The organism is Methylobacterium sp. CM6257, assembly GCF_054611515.1.
This window is the reverse complement of sequence record NZ_CM137735.1, coordinates 3,637,322-3,656,818: the sequence shown is the minus strand read 5'-3', so window position 1 is coordinate 3,656,818 and position 19,497 is coordinate 3,637,322. Positions and strand designations below refer to the sequence as shown.

Genomic DNA, 19,497 nt, shown 5'->3' with positions numbered 1-19,497 from the left:
GTTCGTGCATCACGGGTTCGCAGGCTGCGCGCCCGGGTGTTGCCCCGGCCGCTGCGGCAGCAGCACGATCAGGGCGACGATAAAGGCGGCGATCACGACTGAGGCGATCGGTCGGCTCAGGTTCAGTCCACCATCGGCGATCGGTTTGTCCAAGAAGTCCCCCACCGTCGCGCCGAGGGGGCGCGTCAGGATGAAGGCCGCCCAGAACAGGCCAACCCGCGAGATCTGCGTGCGGGCGTACAGCAGGACGACCACGGCCAAGGCCGCCGCGAAGACCAGCGCCCCGCCCTCGTAGCCGAGGCCACCCGTGTCGGCGAGCCAGTCGCCGAGCGCGGTGCCGAGCGTCTGGGAGAAGGTTATCGCTCCCCAGTAGAACGCCTCGGACCGCGGGGTCGAGACCGCGTCGACCGACACTGTGCCCTCCGTCGCGTACCAGACCCCGAGCACTGCCGCGAGGCAGGCCAGCAGCAAGCTCGACCCGCCCGTGTAGCCGATGCCCAGTGAGCGGTCGGCGAAGTCGGCCATCGTCGTGCCGAAGGTGGTCGAGGCGACGATGGTCGCCCAGTACAGCGCCGGGTTGAAGCGCCTAGCCAGGATCTGTGCAACCACGAGGCCGACCAGCACCGCCGCGAACAGGGCGGTTCCGGCGAGGTAACCCCAGTCCAGCGTCATAGTGACAGTGTCACCGCCGGTCTCGCCCAGCGTCGTGGCCAGGATCTTGATGATCCAGAAACCGAGTGTGACGGCGGGCACCTTGCTCAGGGCGCGCTGCGTGCTGTCGTACATCGGTGAGTTCCTTCGGTCGGGGGAGAGATCACGCGGCGTTGGCGCTGGCCGGATGGCCGCCGGCGCGCTGCGGGATGGCCAGTACGCAGACGACCATGAGGACAGCGAGTGCGGCGGAGATCGTGATGTCGCTGATGCCGAGGCCACCAGAGGCAGGCGGCTTGTCGAGGGAGTTGGCCAGCGTGGCGCCGAGCGGCCGGGTCAGCACGAAGGCCGTCCAGAACAACAGCGGCCGGGAGATCCGCGTGCGCCAGTGCAGGGCCGCTACGCCCGCGAGCGCGACCAGGATGAGCAGGGCGCTGCCGTTGTAGCCAAGCCCGGTACTGTCGGCCATCCAGTCGCCGAGCGCGGTGCCGAGCGTCTGGGAGAACATGATCGTCGCCCAGTAGAAGCCCTCAGCCCGCGGCGTCCGAACAGTCTCGACGGCGACGGTGCCGAGCGTGCGCCTCCACAGCAGCAGGGTGAGTGCCACTGAAGACAGGAGGATCAGCGACCCGCCTGCGTAGCCGATACCGAGCGAGCGGTCGCAGAAGTCAGCGAGCGTGGTGCCGGCGAGCGTGGTCGCGGTGATGACCGCCCAATAAAGGGCCGTGTGGAAGCGGTTGGCGCGGATCTGCACGGCGAGCAGCGCGACTAGGGCGGAGGCGAAGATTGCGGTGCCGGCGAGGTATCCGAGACCCAGGGTCAGCGTCACCGCGTTGCCGCCGACCTCGCCGAGCGTCGTGGCGACAATCTTGATCGCCCAGAACCCTGTCGTGACGGCGGGCACCTTGCTTTCGGCGGATTGACTGTCTTCTTTCATGCGGTGCGGCCCTGCCACCGGAGAGCCGGACCGGCGCAGCAAAGTGTGGTCGGCTCTGACCGCGTGCAGTAGCGCGCCAGAATGAGGACAGAATGAGCTGCGCTCCGGAGCCTGGATCGTCAGCTCGGCAGGACGATCCGGGCGAGGACGCCGCGCTGCCCGTCCCGGCGGTTCTCGACGGTCAGGCCGAGGCGGTGGCGCTCGGCGACGCGCCAAGCGATGGCGAGGCCCAGCCCAGTACCCTCAATATCCTGAGGCGCTGCGCGGAAGAAGCGGTCGAAAAGGCGCGCCTCGCTGCCCGGCGGCAGGCCACAGCCGGTATCGCGCACTGTGACGACGCACTGCCCGTCCTCTCGGGACAGGCCAACGTCGACCCGCCCGCCGGCCGGGGTGTAGCGTAGAGCGTTGTCGAGCAGGCTCGCGACGAGGGTCCGGACCTCGGCCTCTGCGCCATGGGCTGTCATAGATGCTTCGATCTCGGCGCCGAGGTCGATGCCCGCGCGCTCGGCGAGCACGGCGTGGTCGGCGACGCAGTCGAGCAATAGCGGCCCGAGGTCGACCGGCTCCACGGTGTGCTTGGCCGGATCGTCGAGCATGGCGAGGCGAAGCAACTGGTCGACCAGCCGGCTCGCACGGCGAAGGCCGGCAGAGAGCGCCGAGCTTCCTTCGGCCGGAGCAGGACCGTCCGCCCCGGCGAGGGCATCGATCTGCGCCTGCATGGCGGCGAGCGGCGTGCGCAGCTCATGGGCAGCGTCGGCCACGAACTGCTTCTGCGCGTCGAGCGCCGCCTGTAGGCGCAGGATCAGCCCATTCATCGCCTCGACCAGCGGGGCGATCTCGACCGGCACGGCTGAAGTCGGCAGCGGGGCCGCCGCTGCGGCGCTGCGACCGGCGAGATCCTGCACCAGCCCGTCGAGGCGGCCGAGCACCCGGTTCATCGCCCAGCCAACGACGATCCATGACAGCGGCACGAGCAGCAGCAACGGTGTAACCGCCCCAAGTGCCGCGTTGCGGGCGAACTCGGTGCGGACGACATCGCGTTGCGCGACGCGCACAGTCAGCGTGCCGCTCTCGGTCGTGTAGGTGCGCCACGGCTCCCCGCCCATGACCGCGTCTGCGTAGCCAGTACGTTTAGGCCTTTGCGTATCGACCCCGGGGTCGCTGCGCAGGACCGTGCCGCCTTTCCAGATCGTGACCGCGATCTGATCCTCGGGGTCCTGGTCGGTGGCGGGCGGTGCGTCGGCTTCGCCGAGGCCGGGACCGGCGTTAAGTGCAACCTGCCGCAACTGCCCGTCGAGGAAGTCGGCCGCCTCGCCCCGCGCCAGGATGTAGGCGGCGACCATTGCGGCGAGCCCAATGCCCGCGAGCAGGGCGGTCATCCAACCGAGTGCCGTCCGGCGCAGCGAGGGGCTGCTCACGACTTCGGCACCATCCAGCCGGCGCCGCGGACGTTGAGGATCACACCTCGGCCGACCCGGCGGCGGATCGACAGGATGAGGGCATCGACGGCGTTGCTCTCCACTTCCTCGCCCCAACCGTAGATGCGCTCCTCGATCTGGGCACGCGACAAGATGCGGCCTGGCCGCTCCATCAGGGTGTGCATGAGGGCGTACTCGCGGGCGGGAAGCACCGCGGTCGCATCGGCGTGCGTCAGCGTGCGGGTCTCGGTATCGAGTTCGGTATCGGCAGCTAGGAGGCGAGCGGTCGCGCGCCCGGCCCTGCGGCGTAGCACGGCTCGCATTCGCGCCAGAAGCTCGCGCGTTTCGAAGGGTTTGACGAGGTAGTCGTCCGCGCCGAGGTCGAGACCGCCCACCCGGGTATCGAGAGCGTCGCGCGCGGTGATGATTAGGACGGGCGTGTCGTTGCCGGCGGTGCGGGTCATTCGCAGAAGATCTAGACCGTCGGCGTGTGGCAGGCCGAGGTCGAGTAGGACGAGCGCGTGGTCGCCCGATCGCAGTGCCACCTCTGCGTCGGAGCCGTCGCGCACCCAGTCGACCGACATCCCCTCCGCCCGCAGGGCGGCGGACAGGCCCGCGCCGATCATGCCATCGTCCTCGATCAGCAGCACGCGCATGAGCGCCTCGATTGCTTGTCTCGCCCGTTCCTATGCCGGAATGCCTGCTTGCGGACAGTTCGAGCAAGGTTGGCCGCGGTCAACGGTTGGTTGGAACAGGCGTGCTGCGCTGCGGTTGGCCAACGAAATGGAGGCTGACATGGGCACGCATCGTTCCGACGACCTTACTCAAGCCAAACTCGGTGAGGCGTCCGTCCTCCGCGGCGCGGGTGGCGAGACACATCAGGTCGCAGGCGGCGATGTCCCTGTGCTGACCACGCAGCAGGGCGTTCCGGTGGCGGACGATCAGAACTCCCTCAAGGTCGGCGCCCGAGGCCCGACCCTGCTGGAGGATTTTCACTTTCGCGAGAAGCTCTTCCACTTCGATCACGAGCGCATCCCGGAGCGGGTCGTGCATGCTCGAGGCTTCGGTGCGCACGGCTTCTTCGAGACCTACACATCGCTCACGGACATCACGGCGGCCGATCTGTTCCAGCGCAACGGCGAACGCACACCGGTCTTCCTGCGCTTCTCGACCGTGGCTGGCAACAAGGGCTCGCCTGACTTGGCCCGCGACGTGCGTGGCTTCGCGGTCAAATTCTACACGCGCGAGGGCAATTGGGACCTCGTCGGCAACAACATCCCGGTGTTCTTCATCCAGGACGCCATCAAGTTCCCGGACATGGTTCACGCCGCCAAGCAGGAGCCCGACCGTGGCTTCCCACAGGCCCAGACCGCCCACGACAACTTCTGGGACTTCATCTCGTTGTCTCCGGAAGCCACCCACATGGCCCTCTGGATCATGTCGGACCGCACGATCCCGCGCTCCTTCCGCTTTATGGAGGGCTTCGGCGTCCACACCTTCCGGTTGGTCAACACGGAGGGGAAATCGACCTACGTGAAGTTCCACTGGAAGCCCAAGCTCGGCATGCAGTCCGTCGTGTGGAACGAGGCCGTCAAGCTCAACGGTGCCGATCCCGACTACCACCGTCGCGATCTGTGGAATGCGATCGAGGCCGGCGACTTTCCCGAGTGGGAGCTGGGTCTGCAGCTCTTCGACGACGCCTTCGCCGATCAGTTCCCCTTCGACGTGCTCGATCCGACTAAGATCATCCCGGAAGAGATCCTGCCGGTGCGGCGCGTCGGCCGCCTCGTCCTCGACCGCAACGTCGACAATTTCTTCGCCGAGACCGAGCAGGTCGCCTTCTGCACCCAGAACATCGTGCGCGGCATCGACTTCACCAACGATCCTCTGCTGCAGGGGCGCAACTTCTCCTACCTCGACACCCAGCTGAAACGGCTGGGTAGCCCGAACTTCACGCATATTCCGGTCAACGCGCCCAAGGTGGAGGTCTGCAACTTCCAGCAGGATGGCCACATGGCAATGCGCAATCCGCGTGGCCGGGCAAACTACGAGCCGAACTCGTGGGGCGCGGCGGGCGGCCCGCGCGAGTCGCCGGAGCGCGGCTTTCGGAGCTTCCCCGCCGAGGAGGCCGGGCCGAAGCGGCGGGCCCGTCCCGATCTGTTCGCAGACCATTACAGCCAAGCCCGGCAATTCTACGTCAGCCAGACGGAGACCGAGCAGACGCACATCAAGAACGCCTTCGTGTTCGAGCTCAGCAAGGTCGAAACACCGGCGACTCGTGCTCGGATGGTCTCGCACCTGCGGCATGTCGACGAGGATCTGGCGAAGCGCGTGGCCGACGGGCTCGGTCTCACAGACCTGCCGCCCGCTGCCGAGCCGGCCCGACCGGTCGTGAAGGACCTGCCTCCCTCGCCGGCGCTCTCGATCCTCCGCAACGGCCCGAAATCCTTCAGCGGGCGCAAGGTTGGCGCTCTGGTCACCGATGGCGTCGATGCCTCGTTGCTCGCCGCCCTGCGATCCGCCGTGGCGCAGGCCGGTGCGAGGCTGGAACTGGTCGCGCCCAAGATCGGCGGCGTTACGGCGAGTGACGGCCAGCACCATCCAGCACAGCAGAAGGTGAACGGCGGCCCCTCGGTGCTCTACGACGCTGTGGCTGTCCTGCCCTCGGCGGAGGGCGCCAAGCTCCTGGCGAACGAGGCGACCGCGAAGGATTTCATCAGCGATGCTTACGCGCATGCGAAGTTCATCGCCTACGTCGACGCGGCGAAGCCGCTGTTCGAGCAGACGGGGATCACGAAGATGGATCCGGGCTTCGTGCCCTTGCACAAACCGGAGGACGTGACTGCGTTCCTGAAGGCCTGCGCCGCCTTGCGCCACTGGCCGCGGGAGGTCACCGTGCAGGCGGTTTGAACCCGCTCGCAGCCGAAATTGGCCGCTGGGGTTGGGGGTCAATCTCGCTGCCGCCCGGAAGGGATAGCAGCTGGAGCACCCCAATCACACCGAAAGACCAGAACATGCGTCACTCTGCGATCATGGTCACAGCCACAAGATGGTGGGGGGTCGTGGATAGGATCGGCTTCGCGGCACGGGAGATCCACCGATGAACGACGATTTCGCCCGCGCCACCCCGATGCAGCTGTGCCTCCTGTATTTGGAGCAGGCCGCCCACGAGGCAGAACGAGCTATTCGGAACCCTCAGCGGTGGTTTTTCGCGGTGCCGGAGATGCACCGCGCCCTCAACTGCGCGCTGGTGGCTGCCCTCTCCGGCTCGGAAGGTATTGGCGCATATCCCGAGAAGATCCGTCGCCAGTGGATTCTTCACTTCGAGCATCCGGACTGGCCAGACCGCGGGCGTCCCCGTGATGATCGGTTCGAGCCCTTCACCGACCTGCTAAAGCGGTCGCAGGATGCCACCGACCCGTGGATGGAAAAGCGGCCTATCCACTTAACAGAAGCTCAACGGGCTGATCTCGCGCGCCTTACCGACGTCCGGGACGACATGGAGCACGTGAAGCCCGGCGGATGGAGTTTGGAAGTCGCTGGCCTTCCCAGCATCCTGGCAGCCGCAACTGACGTGCTCAGCCAGCTTTTCCAAGAGCGGCGCTGCTGCACCGACCTCGAGCAGAAGGACGAGGAGCGCGCCGCGGCAGCAATCGCCCGCATCCGTGCGCTGGCCGCCGTCAGTGCACCTCCGCCGGCGGGCTGATGGCGCTTATGGCCTCCGCTCCGACCCGCCAACCCGCTACCAGCGCGCGTATTTCGCTTTTCGGGTACCCGGCCAACCTGTCTGCCGAGAAGCCGCGCCTCCTCGACAGACTGCGCCCCGAGGCCGCGGCCGGCATTCGCGCTCGGTCTCGCCGCCGCTAAAGCCAACGAGATGATCGGCGTCCTGGATGGGACTGGGCTCGCGCTACGGGAATACGGAGCTGAGTCGGATCAGCTCAACTATCCGCGTCCGCAGGACCGTCCCATTTGATGCGGCGATGCCGAGCCATTGGCGCCGCCGCGGCGATGCCGATCCGGGTTGCTGTGGCCATGGCCAGGATGATGAGGGAGACGAGAAACACGCGCTCGAGCATGACGCAGCTCTCAGATCCAGAGCCGGCCGGCAAGGTGACGGCGGGCCGCGCGCTGACGTGCCTGAGCATTGCGAAGTTTTCGCATCTGTTCCTGGAGGATCTCGTCCTCATGCACCGGACATACTGCTATGGCACTAGGCTGCGGGACGCTCAGGTGGTCTTCGCGCTGCGGATAGATTGGTTTCATGGCCTCCCTCCTCGGTAGTGATTACGCGGAAGCTCGACCATTCGTTAACTGATTGCAACCCGGCCGGCGTGCCGGGTCTCAGGAACCGGTGGAAACTTGATACTCCGCCACCAGCGCACCCCGGTCGGCGGGCTGACGATTGGCGACCCCGGGGCGGGACACCTGCGAGCTTACTCTCCTCAAGGACGAGGTCAGGGTCCGGGGCGCCGGGCGCGTGCTGTACGACCACATGAACGACGCGATGCATGCTGGGCTGAGCGCCGATTCCGTGGAGATCGCCATGAAGGCTGTCCGCGAGGAGGTGCCAGCCGTGCGCAGTCGGCGGTCTGAGTAACCGGACGCGGATCGGTCCCCCTCGAAGAACCATTCCGCCGAGGGCGGGTCTGCCCATCGATGGACGTCTCCCAGACTCATCAAACCCAGCCCGCCTGGCCCAGCCGAGGCGGGTTTTCTTTTGCCGGCTTGGAGGTAATCAGTTTTCAAGCGCGTGCGCGGGAGCACCGCCGACGCCTGTGATTTGAGAGATCTTAGCATCAAGACAGAGCAGCCAACACTCCTGAGGAGGGTCAGATGGTCTACGCTCCTGCGACCCGACAGACGATAAGGCTCGATGAGGGCGAGGTGATCATTTTTGCTTCCGGCCGGCCTATCCCAGAAGAGCATCGGTATACTCCAGATCCGGCTCGAAATGCTGGCCGCAGGGCTGGGCTCAAGTAGCGATGAGGACGGCCAATCTCACCTGCGTGGGCTGGCCGGGCTGGCAGCTTACATGGTCAATTGATGCGTAGCGGTGGATGCGCAGATCGGTGCCTCCGCTCTCGGGAACCGTTCGGCCGCTTTCCGCGTCGATAGGGCGACCCTGACGAGATGTGATGTGCGAGATGCCCGCCCGGCCGATCCGGGCAGGCATTTTCGTGCCTCGCGCCCCACAAACGGGCGATGCGACCCGGCCTGGGGCAGCGCTATCTGGAGATTGTCATGCGAAACTTCTTCTGCCCGCCCGGCCCAGCCGCGGCGGGCTCTTTCGTGCCGGTTCGGTGCCTCGCCCATCACGATCCGCTCGTCTGACCCCAGCTAGAGCCGCATCCGCGCGAATTGAAACGGTCTGGCGCTGCCGCGGTCTAATGGAATGGCTTTTTACTCACGGGCGTCCCGCGCTGCCTGAGTGCTCTTGGTCGCCTGAGAAATGCTACCAACCTTGGCAGGCTGAATGGTTTTGCGGGTACGCTTATTCTCGATCCGCGCCATGCCCGCACGACTGGTTCGATTCGCAGGTGCACGATGACTGCGTGCGGCATTCTTCAGCCCAATGGCTCGACGTGCGGCATCCTTCAGTGCGTCCCGCGCAGCGATCGCGCGTCGCCGGGTCACCTCGCCGTTTACGCGCTTCAAAGCGCTGGCGAAGACCTGCTTCCTCCGTTTGGGCTTATCGACATTGCCTGGGAAGCTGCCGCCCCGCTGCTCGCCCTTGCCGCGAATGCTGCGCCGCATGTCTCGGGCGAACGTCCGCTCCTTCGCGCGGAGATCGCGGATGCGCTGTTGAGCATCCGACAAGGCCTCGTCGGAGATGCTGTGGAGGGCGGGATGATGGGTTTGGCTGAGCATCTCGAACTCGTCATGCGTTACGAGCGCCCGCTCGGCTTTGATCGACAGTGACATGGGGCTACAGCCTCCTCGTCGACGCGCGTTCGCGCGTGAGTGGGACGAATAGACTTAGGCCATCGCCGCCGAATGTCGCTCGCAGTCTATCATCTCGTCACAACTCGCTCAGGCATCGCTCTAGGCCCAGGAAAGGCCAGGGCGGTCGGCGGGCCTCTCTCAATCCCGTCCGATCCGTTCGCGGGCGTCAGTGGGGCATTCTGGCAATCCTAAGGGTATCCGAGACCCCAGCGGGCACGGATCCCCTTCCGACGGGGAGGGCCATGCGGGGCCGCGCAATACCGATACCCGCCCAGGTGAACGGCTCCAAGAGGTGTCCGCAGCGTCCGCGCTGTCCGCACGGCCGAGCGGGCGGGCCTCGACACTCGCGCTCGTCCCGCCCGATCCGGTTCAGCACCCGCCGCCCGGCCGGCGTCAGGAACCACGCGGTCACGCCGGCCCGGATCTGCCTCTCCTCGACCAGCCCCAGCTCGACGAGACGCGGTATGGCTATCGGGTAGGCCTGCCGGCGCAGACCGCCCGGGTTGCAGCCGCAGGCCGGCAGGGCGTCGCGTTGCCGGCCGCGCAGGAGAAGGACGGCGGGTCGGCTGTTGGGCACGGGTGCGTCCACTCGACGGTCCGCCACTTCACCGGCGGCAGATCCGGCCTGGGCGTCGTCGCATCCCGCTCATAGAACCGCTGCCGGTCGACGGTCACGATCTCGGCGAGCCCGTCGATGGCGTCCACGATGGCTTCCGTCGGTTTGGCCACCCGGCGTAGGTAGTCCGGCTGGTGAACGTTCGACGAGCATGACCGTTGATATGATAGGACGCGGCATTGCCCCCAGCTGCCGTCCGGCTCGGCGGTGTGGGAGGAGGAGCTTTGCTCGCCCGCACCGCCGAGCCCCCCAAAATCCTGAACCGGTTCAGGCGTCCCATCGAGCCAGCGCGGCTTCAGCCGGGTCTTCGCGGATGCGGCGCACGGTCTGCCTGCGTTCGATTTCGCACGGAAACACCGCATCGGCCGCCAGGTTTACTGAGCAGACGTGAGAGTCTTTGTGGTCCAACGGCGAGCGGGCTGTCCTTATCATCTCCAGGGGGCAGCCCGTTTCCGTGTCTACAGCCGCACCTCGACGCGCCGGACCCGGACCGCGCTCCACGAACCGCGCCGCCGCGATGCCCCTGATCTGATGGGCTCAGCCTCCCCCACCCGCCCCCCCGGTCCAGGCCGCCCCTGCCGCTTTGGCAACCGTCAGGCCGAGGCCAACAGCATCCGCTTGCGCACCTCCATCAGGCGCTGTTCCTCCGTGGGGGTGGGCATATCGGCCAGGACCTTCTTCGACGATTTTCCGCATGGTCGCCCCGTCGAGGCCGAGCTCGCGCGCGAACCCGTCGAGGCGCCTCATGAGGGTTGCTTGCCTCAGAGAAGTGAAGAAGCTGCGAGCTACCCCTTACGCGCTGTGTGATGTCAGCGCACCTCGCTCATTGAAGCAATGCCGGTTAGGCAGAACGTCAGCCGGGTGAGCGCATCACCATGGGCGGTAAAACGGCTGTAGCGTTCAACCGATCCGCTCCTGTTACGGGAGTTACGCCAGAGTTGAGCGCAAAAGCCGCTACATGCATCCCGATCACGGGAGCAAACACAAGAGCCATCATCAGTACGACAACGACAGTGACACTATAGTCACGGCGTACAGCAGGTGCACGGGCCTTGGCAGGCCGAAACAGGCGCAAGAAGGTCATAGCTTGCCTCGGGTCCGACCAGTCGCCGAGAGCTGGTCAGGGGCAAGCCAGATCAGACGATCAGGCGCGCATCCCGCAAGCAGCCAGGGGCAACGTGGTCCAACGACTACTGTCGTCAGGCATTGGGGAGCAGGTTCCTCTATAGTGCACGGCTGGGCTGCGACCAAACCGCACCGTTCGCCGATTAACGCTGAACGAGCGGCGTCGGTCAATCTTCAACGCACAAGGTGGCGAAAGGGATGCAGAATAAAAGAGTGGTGTTGCGCGGGTACAGCAGCCTCTAATACAGCTCAGCTGCCTGTTCGTGACGTCAGATCTTCATACCTCGTTAACCATGTTGGCCCAGTTTTCGCCCGCGTGCGAATTGTTCCAGACCGGCCGATGCGTTCGGTCCAGAGCGTTGAATGATGATGTAGTCCAGTTGGCCGTTGGAAGGGGAGAGAACATGAGGCTCTGGCGCCTTTTCACCGAGCATCCCTCATCCCTTGGGGAGACCTACCCAGAACATATGCGGGCGTCTTTGAGCTACGCCGTGCCGCTGCTGGGCGCATCGCTGGCGGCCTTCGTGCACGCGGTGTTCCCATTCCTTTTTACCACCACTGCGAGTGCGTCTGTGAAGCGCCTGTACGAGCGCATGACGCGCAGATGTGCCACCTGCCCATCCGGGCGCGTTCATCGGCCCGACCTCTTTGTCCGAGAGCCCGCGGTGAAGGCGTATCAGCCGGGTCTCATGTACGAGATCTGAGGTTCACCCGGGACGGGCTCAGTAGGGGAAAGCGAGGCGGCCACGAAGGGGGCCAGGCACTGCCTCACCGAAGAGCAAGGCTGCTCAGATTGGGTGGTGCACGATTTGGAGCAGCAACCGGGGAAGGATGCTGACCGATCAGGTCGCGTCCAAGCTCTGTAGGATTGATTGATAGGCCCGTGCCATAGCGAGGGTTGCCTCGATCTCCTTCAGCACGCGCTCGGCCAGCGCGCGCTCAGCCAAGCTATCCGCTCCGCTGCACTCAGCAAGCTGTGCAAGACGGTGAACCTGCTCGCTTCGGCGCTGTTCCGTTTCGACCACGAACCGGGTAAGCGCGTCCAGTGCGCCGTCTGGCGAGGAGCTCGCAGGTTGTGCTTGATGCAGAGTAGCAGTCATGACGTGGTCTGCACACTCCAAAGTAGTCTAGCCGCACGATGCAGTGCCCAATGCCATTCTCATCAACCCGAATTCGCGCCCGCGCGCCCTGCGGTGTCTAATTAGACGGTAGGACGGCTAAGTGGCCGCCCCCGCTCGAGTTGAGCCGTCCGTATGGGTTTTTCGTGATCTGTCTTCAACTAAGGCCGAGTGGTCAGCAGCGGTGCCCAACCTCGGCATCCAAGTGGACCTGTGTTTTGCGGAGAACCGAGCACGGGTCATGCCCATTCAGCTTCGCCAGCAACAGAAGATCGGTCATGAGATCGATGAGGTCACACTCCGCAACGTCACTGTCGGCAGGGTAGCGCCACCTTCGTTCCGATGTGTGCTCCCGCAGGTAAAGGTCGAGAGCCTTCCGGGCGAGTGCAGCCCTTGCTTCGGTCGGCATGAGCGTCCTCCTTGAATGCCCGGTCCTGTGAGACGGTTGAGCCGGTTCGGCCTTGCGCACCCTGCGCCTGAGCTAACGCTTGGTCAGGCTCGGGGGTCCAGGATGGCAGGAGAAACGGCCTCTCTCAGCGCCAGACGTGACCTTGAGGCTGACCGGCTGGGTGCGGAAAACGATATCCAAACCTACGAGTTCGAGGCGCTCATCAACGCCTACCTCGCCTCGGTGCCCAACGCCCCACAAAAGGATCTCGCCGGTATCATCGCCTCCGGCAAGTACAACAAGCCCGCACTGGAAAAATTCCTGCTCGCCGCGCAGGCGCGTGGGGACGGAATGAACGAGCCGGGGTACAAAGCCCGTCTGCAACGCATCACAGCGTTCAAAGACCACCTCGCGGCAGTGTTCAACGAGCACAAGCTCGACGCATTGGCCTACCCGCTCCAGAAGCGCCTGGTGGTGCCGACCACCGAGCTGAACCAGGCCGATCGCAACGGCATCATCGCGGGCCTGACCGGCTACCCGGCGATCGACGTCCCAGCTGGATTCTCGACGCCAACAGAGACCGCGCCGCTGGGGGTGCCGGTCGGCATGGACCTCCTCGGTCGTCCCTTTGACGAGGGGCACCTCCTGGGCCTCGCCTACGCCTACGAGCAGGCCACGGGGCCCCACCGCTTGCCGTCCAGCACGCCGCCCCTAACACAAGCCCACTGACTTCTGTCGCTCGGGGCTCGTGAAGCCCCGGGCGTCACTTTCCCTGACGAGTTCTCTCGGGCTCGATCACCGACGCCGGGCGGGCGTCCTTCGCCCGCATCCGATCCGGCGACCTCACAATCTCTACAGTTGCAGCTGAATCAAACTCAGCTCCGGGCGCGACGATCGTTCGCGGGATCAGCCCACTCGCGGCAAGCTGCAGATGTCGCGCACGTTTCCGTCCGTGCAGTCGCGCATGGAGTGAACCAGCCCGTATTTCCCCCGGTCCTTCGCTTACACCTGTTGCGGGCATACATGTGTTACTGCCACGATGACCTTAGCCAGACCACCGACAAGTACTCGGCGAGGTGAGTCTGGCGCGAGTGGAACGTATAGCTGGTTAGGAGGCAAGCGGATGGCAGCGATACCGAACCGGTGGGCCGCAGCGTTGGCCGCAGTCCTCGCACTTTGGGCAACGACGGCCACAGCAGAGACCAGCACGATCCGCGTCGCCCAACAGTTCGGGCTCGGCTATCTGCCGCTGATGATCATGGAGGATCAGAAACTCGTCGAAAAGGCAGTAGAGGCGGCTGGTTTGCCAGCCGTGACAGTCACCTGGGCGAAGGTGGGCGGACCTTCCTCCGTGAACGATGCCCTTCTGTCCGGGTCTGTCGACTTCTCCGCCGGCGGTCTGCCCGCGCTGCTGACGCTCTGGTCGCGGACCAAAGACGCGCGCAACGCGGTCAAAGGAGTTTCGGCTCTGAGCGAGATGCCGTTCGACTTCCTGGTGAACAAGCCAAGCATCAAATCCCTCGACGATTTCACCCCACAGGACAAGATCGCGGTGACGTCGATCAAGGTTTCGAACCAAGCGCTGGTACTGGAGATGGCGGCGGCACAGCGATACGGATCAAGCCAGTTCGACAAGCTCGACACCTCGGCCGTCTCACTTTCGCATCCCGACTCCGTGCTCGCGCTGAAGGGCGGTTCCATGGGCATCGTCGCCCATATCTCTGCGCCTCCGTTCCAGCAGGAGGAGCGCAAGATCCCCGGCGTGCGCGTGCTGTTCACCAGCTACGACGTGCTGGGTGGACCAGCGACGTTCATTACGCTCTGGACTACCACCCGCTTCCACGACGAGAACCCGAAGACTTACGCGGCGTTCTACCGCGCAATCGAGCAGGCTATGGCGTACATCAACGGCGACAAGGCCGGGGCGGCCGCGACCTACAAGCGGATGACAGGGGACAAGATGGACGTCGCCGAGATCGTGGCGATCCTTGAAGACCCGAAGATCGCCTACACCACGGCCCCGCATGGGGTCATTCGGTTTGCGAAGTTCATGCAAACCATTGGACGCAATAAAAGCGTGCCCAGTGATTGGAGCGAGGTGTACTTCCCGGAAGTGAAAGCCTTGCCTGGGAACTGACTCTGACATGCAAGGCGTAAGCGCGCGCCGCTTCAGGCAGGAGCGTACGGTCGACCGTGGCTGCCGGGGTCATTCTGGCAAGCGATAGTGTCACAGAGCCGCCCCCAGCGCGGCATTCGCCTCGCCCACTGCATGGTCGCATCATTCCAAACCAGGGGTGCGCTATGTCAGTGTTAAGGCCAAGCTTCTATGGCAGAAGCAACACAGTACTTCTGTTTCTCAGTCGAGAAGTGGGCGCATTGCGTCCAGGTCAATGGCGTAGGGATCGAGCGCATTTTCCGGTTGTGCGAGGATTAGCAGCGCGACAGCAAGGACTGCCGCGACGAGGAGCATCAGCCTTCCAGCTCGCTCTGAAGCAAACCAGTTTCCTCGGAGCACAAGACAGCCACAGGTGAACGCAGCGGCTTCGGTGAGCGGGAGAATTCCAGGCAGACCCACGCCAGATCGTTGCTCATTGGTGGACACAGGCTGTCCATGGAAAGCACGATTGACCCCGTGGCAGCCCCTATTTGGGGGAGGCACACGCGTTCGTTACTCGGATCAGCAACAGAGCGTCAGTGCATCGCTCGGCCGGTGGCACCGCCCGCGCGGACTGGTGGTCAGGCCGTCCCAGTAGAGCCTGCGGCAGAGGCGGACACCTTCAGCCCTGATGGAAGTCGATCCGCTTGTCGAAGACGATGGCGCCCTTGTCATTGCGCACAACGTTTTACCCGTGCAGGCCGTCACCATTCTTGTCGAAGTTGTAGGTGCCCTCGGCACCCTCATGGCCGCGCACCGCGAAGAGGGCGTCCCGGATGGCGCCGGGCTCCGTTTGGCCCGCCGTGTTGATCGCCTTGGCGAGCACCGTGACCGCGTCGAAGGTCCAGGACGAGGCGATGTCGGGCGTGAGCTTCGTCGCCTCGCGGTAAGCTTTGCCGAAGGCCCGGGCCGCGTCACTGGCCTCCTCGGCATAATCCGTCACGCCGTAGGTGCCGTAAAGGGCAGCCCCTGCAAGGCGGACGGTTGTCGTGCCGACGTTCGTGGCTGATCCGACCCAGGGAAGCGCGATGCCGAGTTGGCGCAATTGCCTCGCGAAGATGGCAAGATCGTTCTCGAACGGAAAGTATGAGCCGATGACGTCGGCGCCCGACTGGCGGATCGCCAGCACGACGGGCGTGAAGTCCTGGCTCTGGTTGGCGTAGCCCTGGTCCAGAACTACCGTGCCACCTGCCTTGGCCAAGGCGTCGGTCAGCAGCTTGCTGCCGCTGGTGCCGAAGGCGTCGGTGGAGTGGATGATCGCCCACTTCTTCTTGCCCAAGGTGCTGATACCAAAGTCCGCGATCACACGTGCGGAGTAGATGTCGTTGGGGCGGAAGCGGAAGAGCCAGGGATTGCCGAGCTGCGTCAGCACCGGGTCGGTGCCGCCGAAGCAGACGGGCTTGCCGGTCTTCAGGATATCGGGGGCCATGGCGTGGTTCTGGGTCGAGCGGATCGAGCCCAGGAAGCCGACGAGGTCGCTCTGCGAGGCGAGCTTGGAGAAGGCGAGGACCGCACCGGGGTTGGTGGTCTGGTCGTCCTCGGTGACGATCTCAAGCGGCTTGCCGAGCACCCCGCCAGCCTTGTTGACCGCCTCCAGCGCGATCCTGGCGCCATTGAGGGCGAGACGACCATGTTCAGCTGCTGAACCTGTCACCGGCAGCACCATGCCGTTCCGAATCGTCGACCCGGCGCCCTGAGCACAGGCCGAGCGGATCACATCGGGCGCGAGAGTGCTCGCGGCAGCAAGGCAGGTCGCATTCACCAGGAGCGTGCGGCGTGTCGTGGTCATTGGCGTGCCCATCCCGCAGCCGGTACTGCTGTCCGGCTTTCGCGAGAGTAGGCCACGCGACGCGACGGCAGTCTATCCACCGCCTGTTCGCCGCCAATGATTGGCGCAATCACCCACCCCGTTCGACATGCCGTACGGCTATAGCCCCTTGGCACATAGCTCATCCCGTGCCACGACCCGCGCGAATTCTCGTTAGTCGGCATATCGTCCCGATTTCTGTTCCAGTATCGCCCCTATGCGAAGGGTTCGACATCACAGCTGTCACGCTGAATGTCCGCTGCGGAGGAGCGTCCAAAACCCCTCGCATGACCGGGACGGGCGCAAAGCAGACCTCGTTTAGCCGCGTTCGACTGCCTTCTCGGAGTTCGTGACCCTCAGGACGCTACGGCTGCATCTGTGACGGGCGAAAGGGCACCGAGTTCGGCGGCGAAGGCACCGAAGAACTGGTCGGCGAGCTTGCGCGATGTCGCCTGGATCAGGCGGCCGCCGAGGGAGGCGATCTTGCCGCCGATCTCGGCCTTGGCCTGATAGGTCAGAAGGGTTTCGGAGCCCTCCTCCCGAAGCGTGACTACGGCGCGGCCCTTGGCGAAGCCCGCCATGCCCCCGTTTCCCTGACCAGTCAGGGCATAGCCTTCCGGGGCGCGGACATCCTCAAGCCTTACGGTGCCGGCGAAGGTCGCCGAGACCGGGCCGATCTTCAGGGAGACCTTGGCCGCGAATTCGTCCGGCGAGGCCTGAGTAAGCTCCTTGCAGCCGGGAATGCAGCGCCCGAGCACGTCCGGGTCGTTGAGGGCTACCCAGACGGCCGAACGCGGCGCCGCGATGCGGTATTCGCCGGTTATGTCCATCGTGTCCTCCCTTCAAAGCCTAACCGTCAGACCGCGCAGTACCGATCTTGGATCTCGCTGTCGGCACGCAGAGTCGCGGCCGAACTTTCATGGACCACGACCCCTTGGTCGATGATCACGGCCCGATCGGCGAGGTTGAGCGCCCACTCGACGTTCTGCTCCACGAGGAGGAGCGTCACACCCCGCTCGCGCAGCGAGACGAACAGCCGTCCCATCTCCTCGACGAGGACGGGCATGATGCCCTCGGACGGCTCATCGAGCAGGATCAGCTTCGGCCGAGATATGAGGGCGCGGGCGATGGCGAGCATCTGCTGCTCGCCCCCCGACATCGTCACCGCGACCTGGTCCAGGCGCTCGGCGAGGCAGGGAAAGGTTTCGGCGATCTCGGCGATCGCCGATCCCTCGCGGATCGTGGACGGTGCCCGCAGCAATCCGAGCTTCAGGTTTTCGCGCACGGTCAGGCCCGGCACGATGCGCCGGTCCTCCGGCACGTAGGCGAGCCCCAGGGGGAAGCGCCCATGGGCCGGTCGGCCGAGCAGTTCCTGCCCGAGGAAGTGGACCCGGCCGCCGGCCTTCGGGATCAGGCCCATCACGGCCTTCATGGTCGTGGTCTTGCCCGCGCCGTTGCGGCCGATCAGGGCCAGGATTTCGCCTTCGCGCACCGCGAAGGTGAGGCCGTGCAGGACATGGCTCGCCCCGTACCACGCGTCGAGGCCGTCGATCTCAAGCATGGCCGTATCCGCCGCTCTGGCCGAGATAGACCCGCCGGACCTCACGGTCTGCCTGGATGTCGGTCGGGGCGCCATCGGCGATGAGGCGCCCGTGGTGCAGGACGAGGATGCGCTCCGATAGGCCGAGGATCATCTTCATCTTGTGCTCGACCAGCAGGATGGCGCGTGCATCCGACAGGCGATGGAGGAGGGCCACCATGTCCTTCGTCTCCTCCGGCCCCATCCCGGCGGTCGGCTCGTCGAGGAGCAGGAGCTTCGGATCGGCGGCGAGGGCGATGGCGATCTCCAGGGCCCGCTGCTCCCCGTGGGCGAGGGCGGCGGCGGGCCGGCTCCGGCGGCCGGCGAGGCCCACGGACTCGAGGAGCGCGTCGGCCCGGTCCGAGAGGCCCGCGAGACGGTCGCGACGGCTCCAGAAATCGTAGCGGTTCGCCCGCGCCTGCAGGGCCGTGCGGACGTTCTCGTGAGCGGTGAGCCGCGGGAAGACCGTGGTGATCTGGTAGGAGCGCGCGATGCCCAAATGCGCGAAGCGGGCCTGGGGTACGCGGGCGAGGTCCCGGCCGCTGAAGTGGAGGGATCCGCTCGTGGGCTTCAGGGCTCCCGAGAGCAGGTTGAAGAAGGTACTCTTGCCCGCGCCGTTGGGGCCGATGACGGCGGTGATGCGCTCGCGGCCGAGGGTCGCGCTGACCCCTTCGAGGGCGGTGAAGGCGCCGAAGCGGCATCCGAGGTTCTCGACTTGGAGGACGGGGCCGGTCATGGGCGCCCCCGCATCGTGGCAAGCCGGGCCAGCGCCGTGCCCCAGAGGCCCCGGGGCAGGAACAGCACGAAGAGGATGAAGACGGTGCCCAGTGCAAGCTGCCAGTGCGGCGTCCACAGGCTCAGGGCGTCCTCCAGCACGAGGACCGCGAGGGCGCCGACGAAGGGCCCGAAGAAGGTCCCCGCGCCGCCGACCAGCGTCATTACCACCGCCATGCCCGAGGTGTTATAGGCGAGGCTGTCCAGCGGCACGATCGACAGGTGGATGGCAAAGAGCGCGCCCGCGAGGCCGCAGAACAGCCCGGACAGGACGAAGGCGAGTAACTTGGTCCGCTCCACATCGAAGCCGCAGGCCCGCGCGCGGGTCTCGTTCTCGCGGATCGCCTCGATCACCGAACCGAAGGGCGAGGCGAGGATCCGCGAGATCATCGCCAGGGCCGCGCCGACAAAGGCCAGTACCACGAAATACTTGGTGAGCGGGTTCAGCATGCCGAAGGCAACGGGGCCGAGGCCGATCTTGGCGACCGTGAAGCCCCGTAGGCCGTTCTCGCCGCCGGTCCAGCCGGAAGCCTGGAGCGCCGCGTAGTAGACGAGTTGCGCCAGCGCCAGGGTCACCATGGCGAAGTAGATGCCCCGCGACCGGATCGAGACCGCGCCGATGGCAAGCGCCAGCACCCCGGCTGCAGCGACCGCGAGCCCCATCGCGGCGAGGGGATGCAGCCCGTAGATGCCGATAGCGATGCCGGTGACGTAGGCCCCGGTCCCGAAGAAGGCCGCGTGGCCGAAGGAGAGCAGGCCGGTATATCCGTAGAGCAGGTTATAGCCGACGGCGTAGAGCCCATAGATCAGGACATTGACCGCGAGCGCCTGGGACGGGAGCAGGAAGGGCAGGGCGAGCAGCGCGAGGATCGAGAGCGGTGCGCGCCACCGTGAAAGGGCACCTTCGGCGAGGGGTGACCGGCGCGGAGCCGGCGGCGCGGTCGCCAGGACGGTTTGGTCGAGGGGCTGCATCCTCGCTCTCC

18 protein-coding genes and 1 pseudogene are annotated in these 19,497 nt (G+C 65.6%); 6 read left to right on the top strand and 13 right to left on the bottom strand.

Annotated features, from left to right (window positions below; translation table 11 throughout):
• Nucleotides 1–9: 9 nt before the first annotated feature.
• The 4 genes from ACYCO6_RS17980 to ACYCO6_RS17965 form a co-directional block, all read right to left on the bottom strand.
• Nucleotides 10–786 (bottom strand): COG4705 family protein, encoded by a 777-nt coding sequence (locus ACYCO6_RS17980; RefSeq protein ID WP_459773373.1) that lies wholly within the window; start codon nucleotides 784–786, stop codon nucleotides 10–12.
• A gap of 28 nt (nucleotides 787–814) precedes the next feature.
• Nucleotides 815–1,588: a COG4705 family protein gene (locus tag ACYCO6_RS17975; protein ID WP_459773372.1), complete on the bottom strand. Its 774-nt coding sequence runs from the start codon at nucleotides 1,586–1,588 to the stop codon at nucleotides 815–817.
• 119 nt (nucleotides 1,589–1,707) lie between these two features.
• Nucleotides 1,708–3,006 (bottom strand): ATP-binding protein, encoded by a 1,299-nt coding sequence (locus ACYCO6_RS17970; protein ID WP_459773370.1) that lies wholly within the window; start codon nucleotides 3,004–3,006, stop codon nucleotides 1,708–1,710.
• Entirely contained in the window at nucleotides 3,003–3,662 is a 660-nt protein-coding gene (locus ACYCO6_RS17965; RefSeq protein WP_459773369.1) for a response regulator transcription factor, read from the bottom strand. Before ACYCO6_RS17965 ends, ACYCO6_RS17970 begins: the two co-directional genes overlap by 4 nt.
• A gap of 139 nt (nucleotides 3,663–3,801) precedes the next feature.
• Here ACYCO6_RS17965 and ACYCO6_RS17960 point away from each other — a divergent pair, with 139 nt between their 5' ends.
• Entirely contained in the window at nucleotides 3,802–5,916 is a 2,115-nt protein-coding gene (locus ACYCO6_RS17960) for a catalase (RefSeq protein WP_459773368.1), read from the top strand.
• Nucleotides 5,917–6,106: 190 nt separating this feature from the next.
• The gene (locus ACYCO6_RS17955; protein ID WP_459773366.1) at nucleotides 6,107–6,712 is read left to right on the top strand and encodes a hypothetical protein; all 606 of its coding nucleotides are present in this window, start codon (nucleotides 6,107–6,109) and stop codon (nucleotides 6,710–6,712) included.
• 235 nt (nucleotides 6,713–6,947) lie between these two features.
• On the opposite strand, the gene ACYCO6_RS17950 is transcribed toward ACYCO6_RS17955, so the two are convergent.
• Together ACYCO6_RS17950 and ACYCO6_RS17945 are read right to left on the bottom strand one after the other, a co-directional pair.
• Complete coding sequence (locus ACYCO6_RS17950) at nucleotides 6,948–7,085, bottom strand: hypothetical protein (protein ID WP_459773364.1); 138 nt, start codon at nucleotides 7,083–7,085, stop codon at nucleotides 6,948–6,950.
• 10 nt (nucleotides 7,086–7,095) lie between these two features.
• Nucleotides 7,096–7,272, bottom strand: coding sequence for a hypothetical protein (locus ACYCO6_RS17945; RefSeq protein ID WP_459773363.1), 177 nt, complete (start codon nucleotides 7,270–7,272; stop codon nucleotides 7,096–7,098).
• A gap of 139 nt (nucleotides 7,273–7,411) precedes the next feature.
• Here ACYCO6_RS17945 and ACYCO6_RS17940 point away from each other — a divergent pair, with 139 nt between their 5' ends.
• The gene (locus tag ACYCO6_RS17940) at nucleotides 7,412–7,606 is read left to right on the top strand and encodes a hypothetical protein (RefSeq protein ID WP_459773361.1); all 195 of its coding nucleotides are present in this window, start codon (nucleotides 7,412–7,414) and stop codon (nucleotides 7,604–7,606) included.
• Nucleotides 7,607–8,409: 803 nt separating this feature from the next.
• On the opposite strand, the gene ACYCO6_RS17935 is transcribed toward ACYCO6_RS17940, so the two are convergent.
• Nucleotides 8,410–8,931, bottom strand: a complete 522-nt coding sequence (locus ACYCO6_RS17935) for a hypothetical protein (RefSeq protein WP_459773360.1) — start codon at nucleotides 8,929–8,931, stop codon at nucleotides 8,410–8,412.
• A 489-nt stretch (nucleotides 8,932–9,420) separates the two neighbouring features.
• Nucleotides 9,421–9,681, bottom strand: a complete 261-nt coding sequence (locus tag ACYCO6_RS17930; RefSeq protein ID WP_459773359.1) for a hypothetical protein — start codon at nucleotides 9,679–9,681, stop codon at nucleotides 9,421–9,423.
• 1,416 nt (nucleotides 9,682–11,097) lie between these two features.
• On the opposite strand from ACYCO6_RS17930, the gene ACYCO6_RS17925 reads away from it, so the two are divergent.
• The 3 genes from ACYCO6_RS17925 to ACYCO6_RS17915 all read left to right on the top strand — a co-directional run bounded on the left by ACYCO6_RS17925 (nucleotide 11,098) and on the right by ACYCO6_RS17915 (nucleotide 14,336).
• Complete coding sequence (locus ACYCO6_RS17925) at nucleotides 11,098–11,397, top strand: DUF6356 family protein (RefSeq protein WP_459773357.1); 300 nt, start codon at nucleotides 11,098–11,100, stop codon at nucleotides 11,395–11,397.
• 925 nt (nucleotides 11,398–12,322) lie between these two features.
• A complete protein-coding gene (locus ACYCO6_RS17920) occupies nucleotides 12,323–12,928 on the top strand; it encodes an amidase family protein (protein WP_459773355.1) in 606 nt (201 codons plus the stop codon).
• Between the two features lie 394 nt (nucleotides 12,929–13,322).
• Nucleotides 13,323–14,336 (top strand): ABC transporter substrate-binding protein, encoded by a 1,014-nt coding sequence (locus ACYCO6_RS17915; RefSeq protein WP_459773354.1) that lies wholly within the window; start codon nucleotides 13,323–13,325, stop codon nucleotides 14,334–14,336.
• Nucleotides 14,337–14,976: 640 nt separating this feature from the next.
• Here the strand turns inward: ACYCO6_RS17915 and ACYCO6_RS17910 are convergent.
• From ACYCO6_RS17910 to ACYCO6_RS17890, 5 genes and pseudogenes are all read right to left on the bottom strand, one after another.
• Nucleotides 14,977–16,143 (bottom strand): annotated as a pseudogene (locus tag ACYCO6_RS17910) (ABC transporter substrate-binding protein).
• A gap of 374 nt (nucleotides 16,144–16,517) precedes the next feature.
• A complete protein-coding gene (locus tag ACYCO6_RS17905) occupies nucleotides 16,518–16,991 on the bottom strand; it encodes an SRPBCC family protein (protein ID WP_459773352.1) in 474 nt (157 codons plus the stop codon).
• 26 nt (nucleotides 16,992–17,017) lie between these two features.
• Nucleotides 17,018–17,722 carry an ABC transporter ATP-binding protein gene (locus ACYCO6_RS17900; RefSeq protein ID WP_459773351.1) on the bottom strand — a complete coding sequence of 235 codons (705 nt, stop codon included), beginning with the start codon at nucleotides 17,720–17,722 and terminating at the stop codon, nucleotides 17,018–17,020.
• Complete coding sequence (locus tag ACYCO6_RS17895; protein ID WP_459773349.1) at nucleotides 17,715–18,476, bottom strand: ABC transporter ATP-binding protein; 762 nt, start codon at nucleotides 18,474–18,476, stop codon at nucleotides 17,715–17,717. Before ACYCO6_RS17895 ends, ACYCO6_RS17900 begins: the two co-directional genes overlap by 8 nt.
• Entirely contained in the window at nucleotides 18,473–19,486 is a 1,014-nt protein-coding gene (locus ACYCO6_RS17890; RefSeq protein WP_459773347.1) for a branched-chain amino acid ABC transporter permease, read from the bottom strand. Before ACYCO6_RS17890 ends, ACYCO6_RS17895 begins: the two co-directional genes overlap by 4 nt.
• Nucleotides 19,487–19,497: the final 11 nt, after the last annotated feature.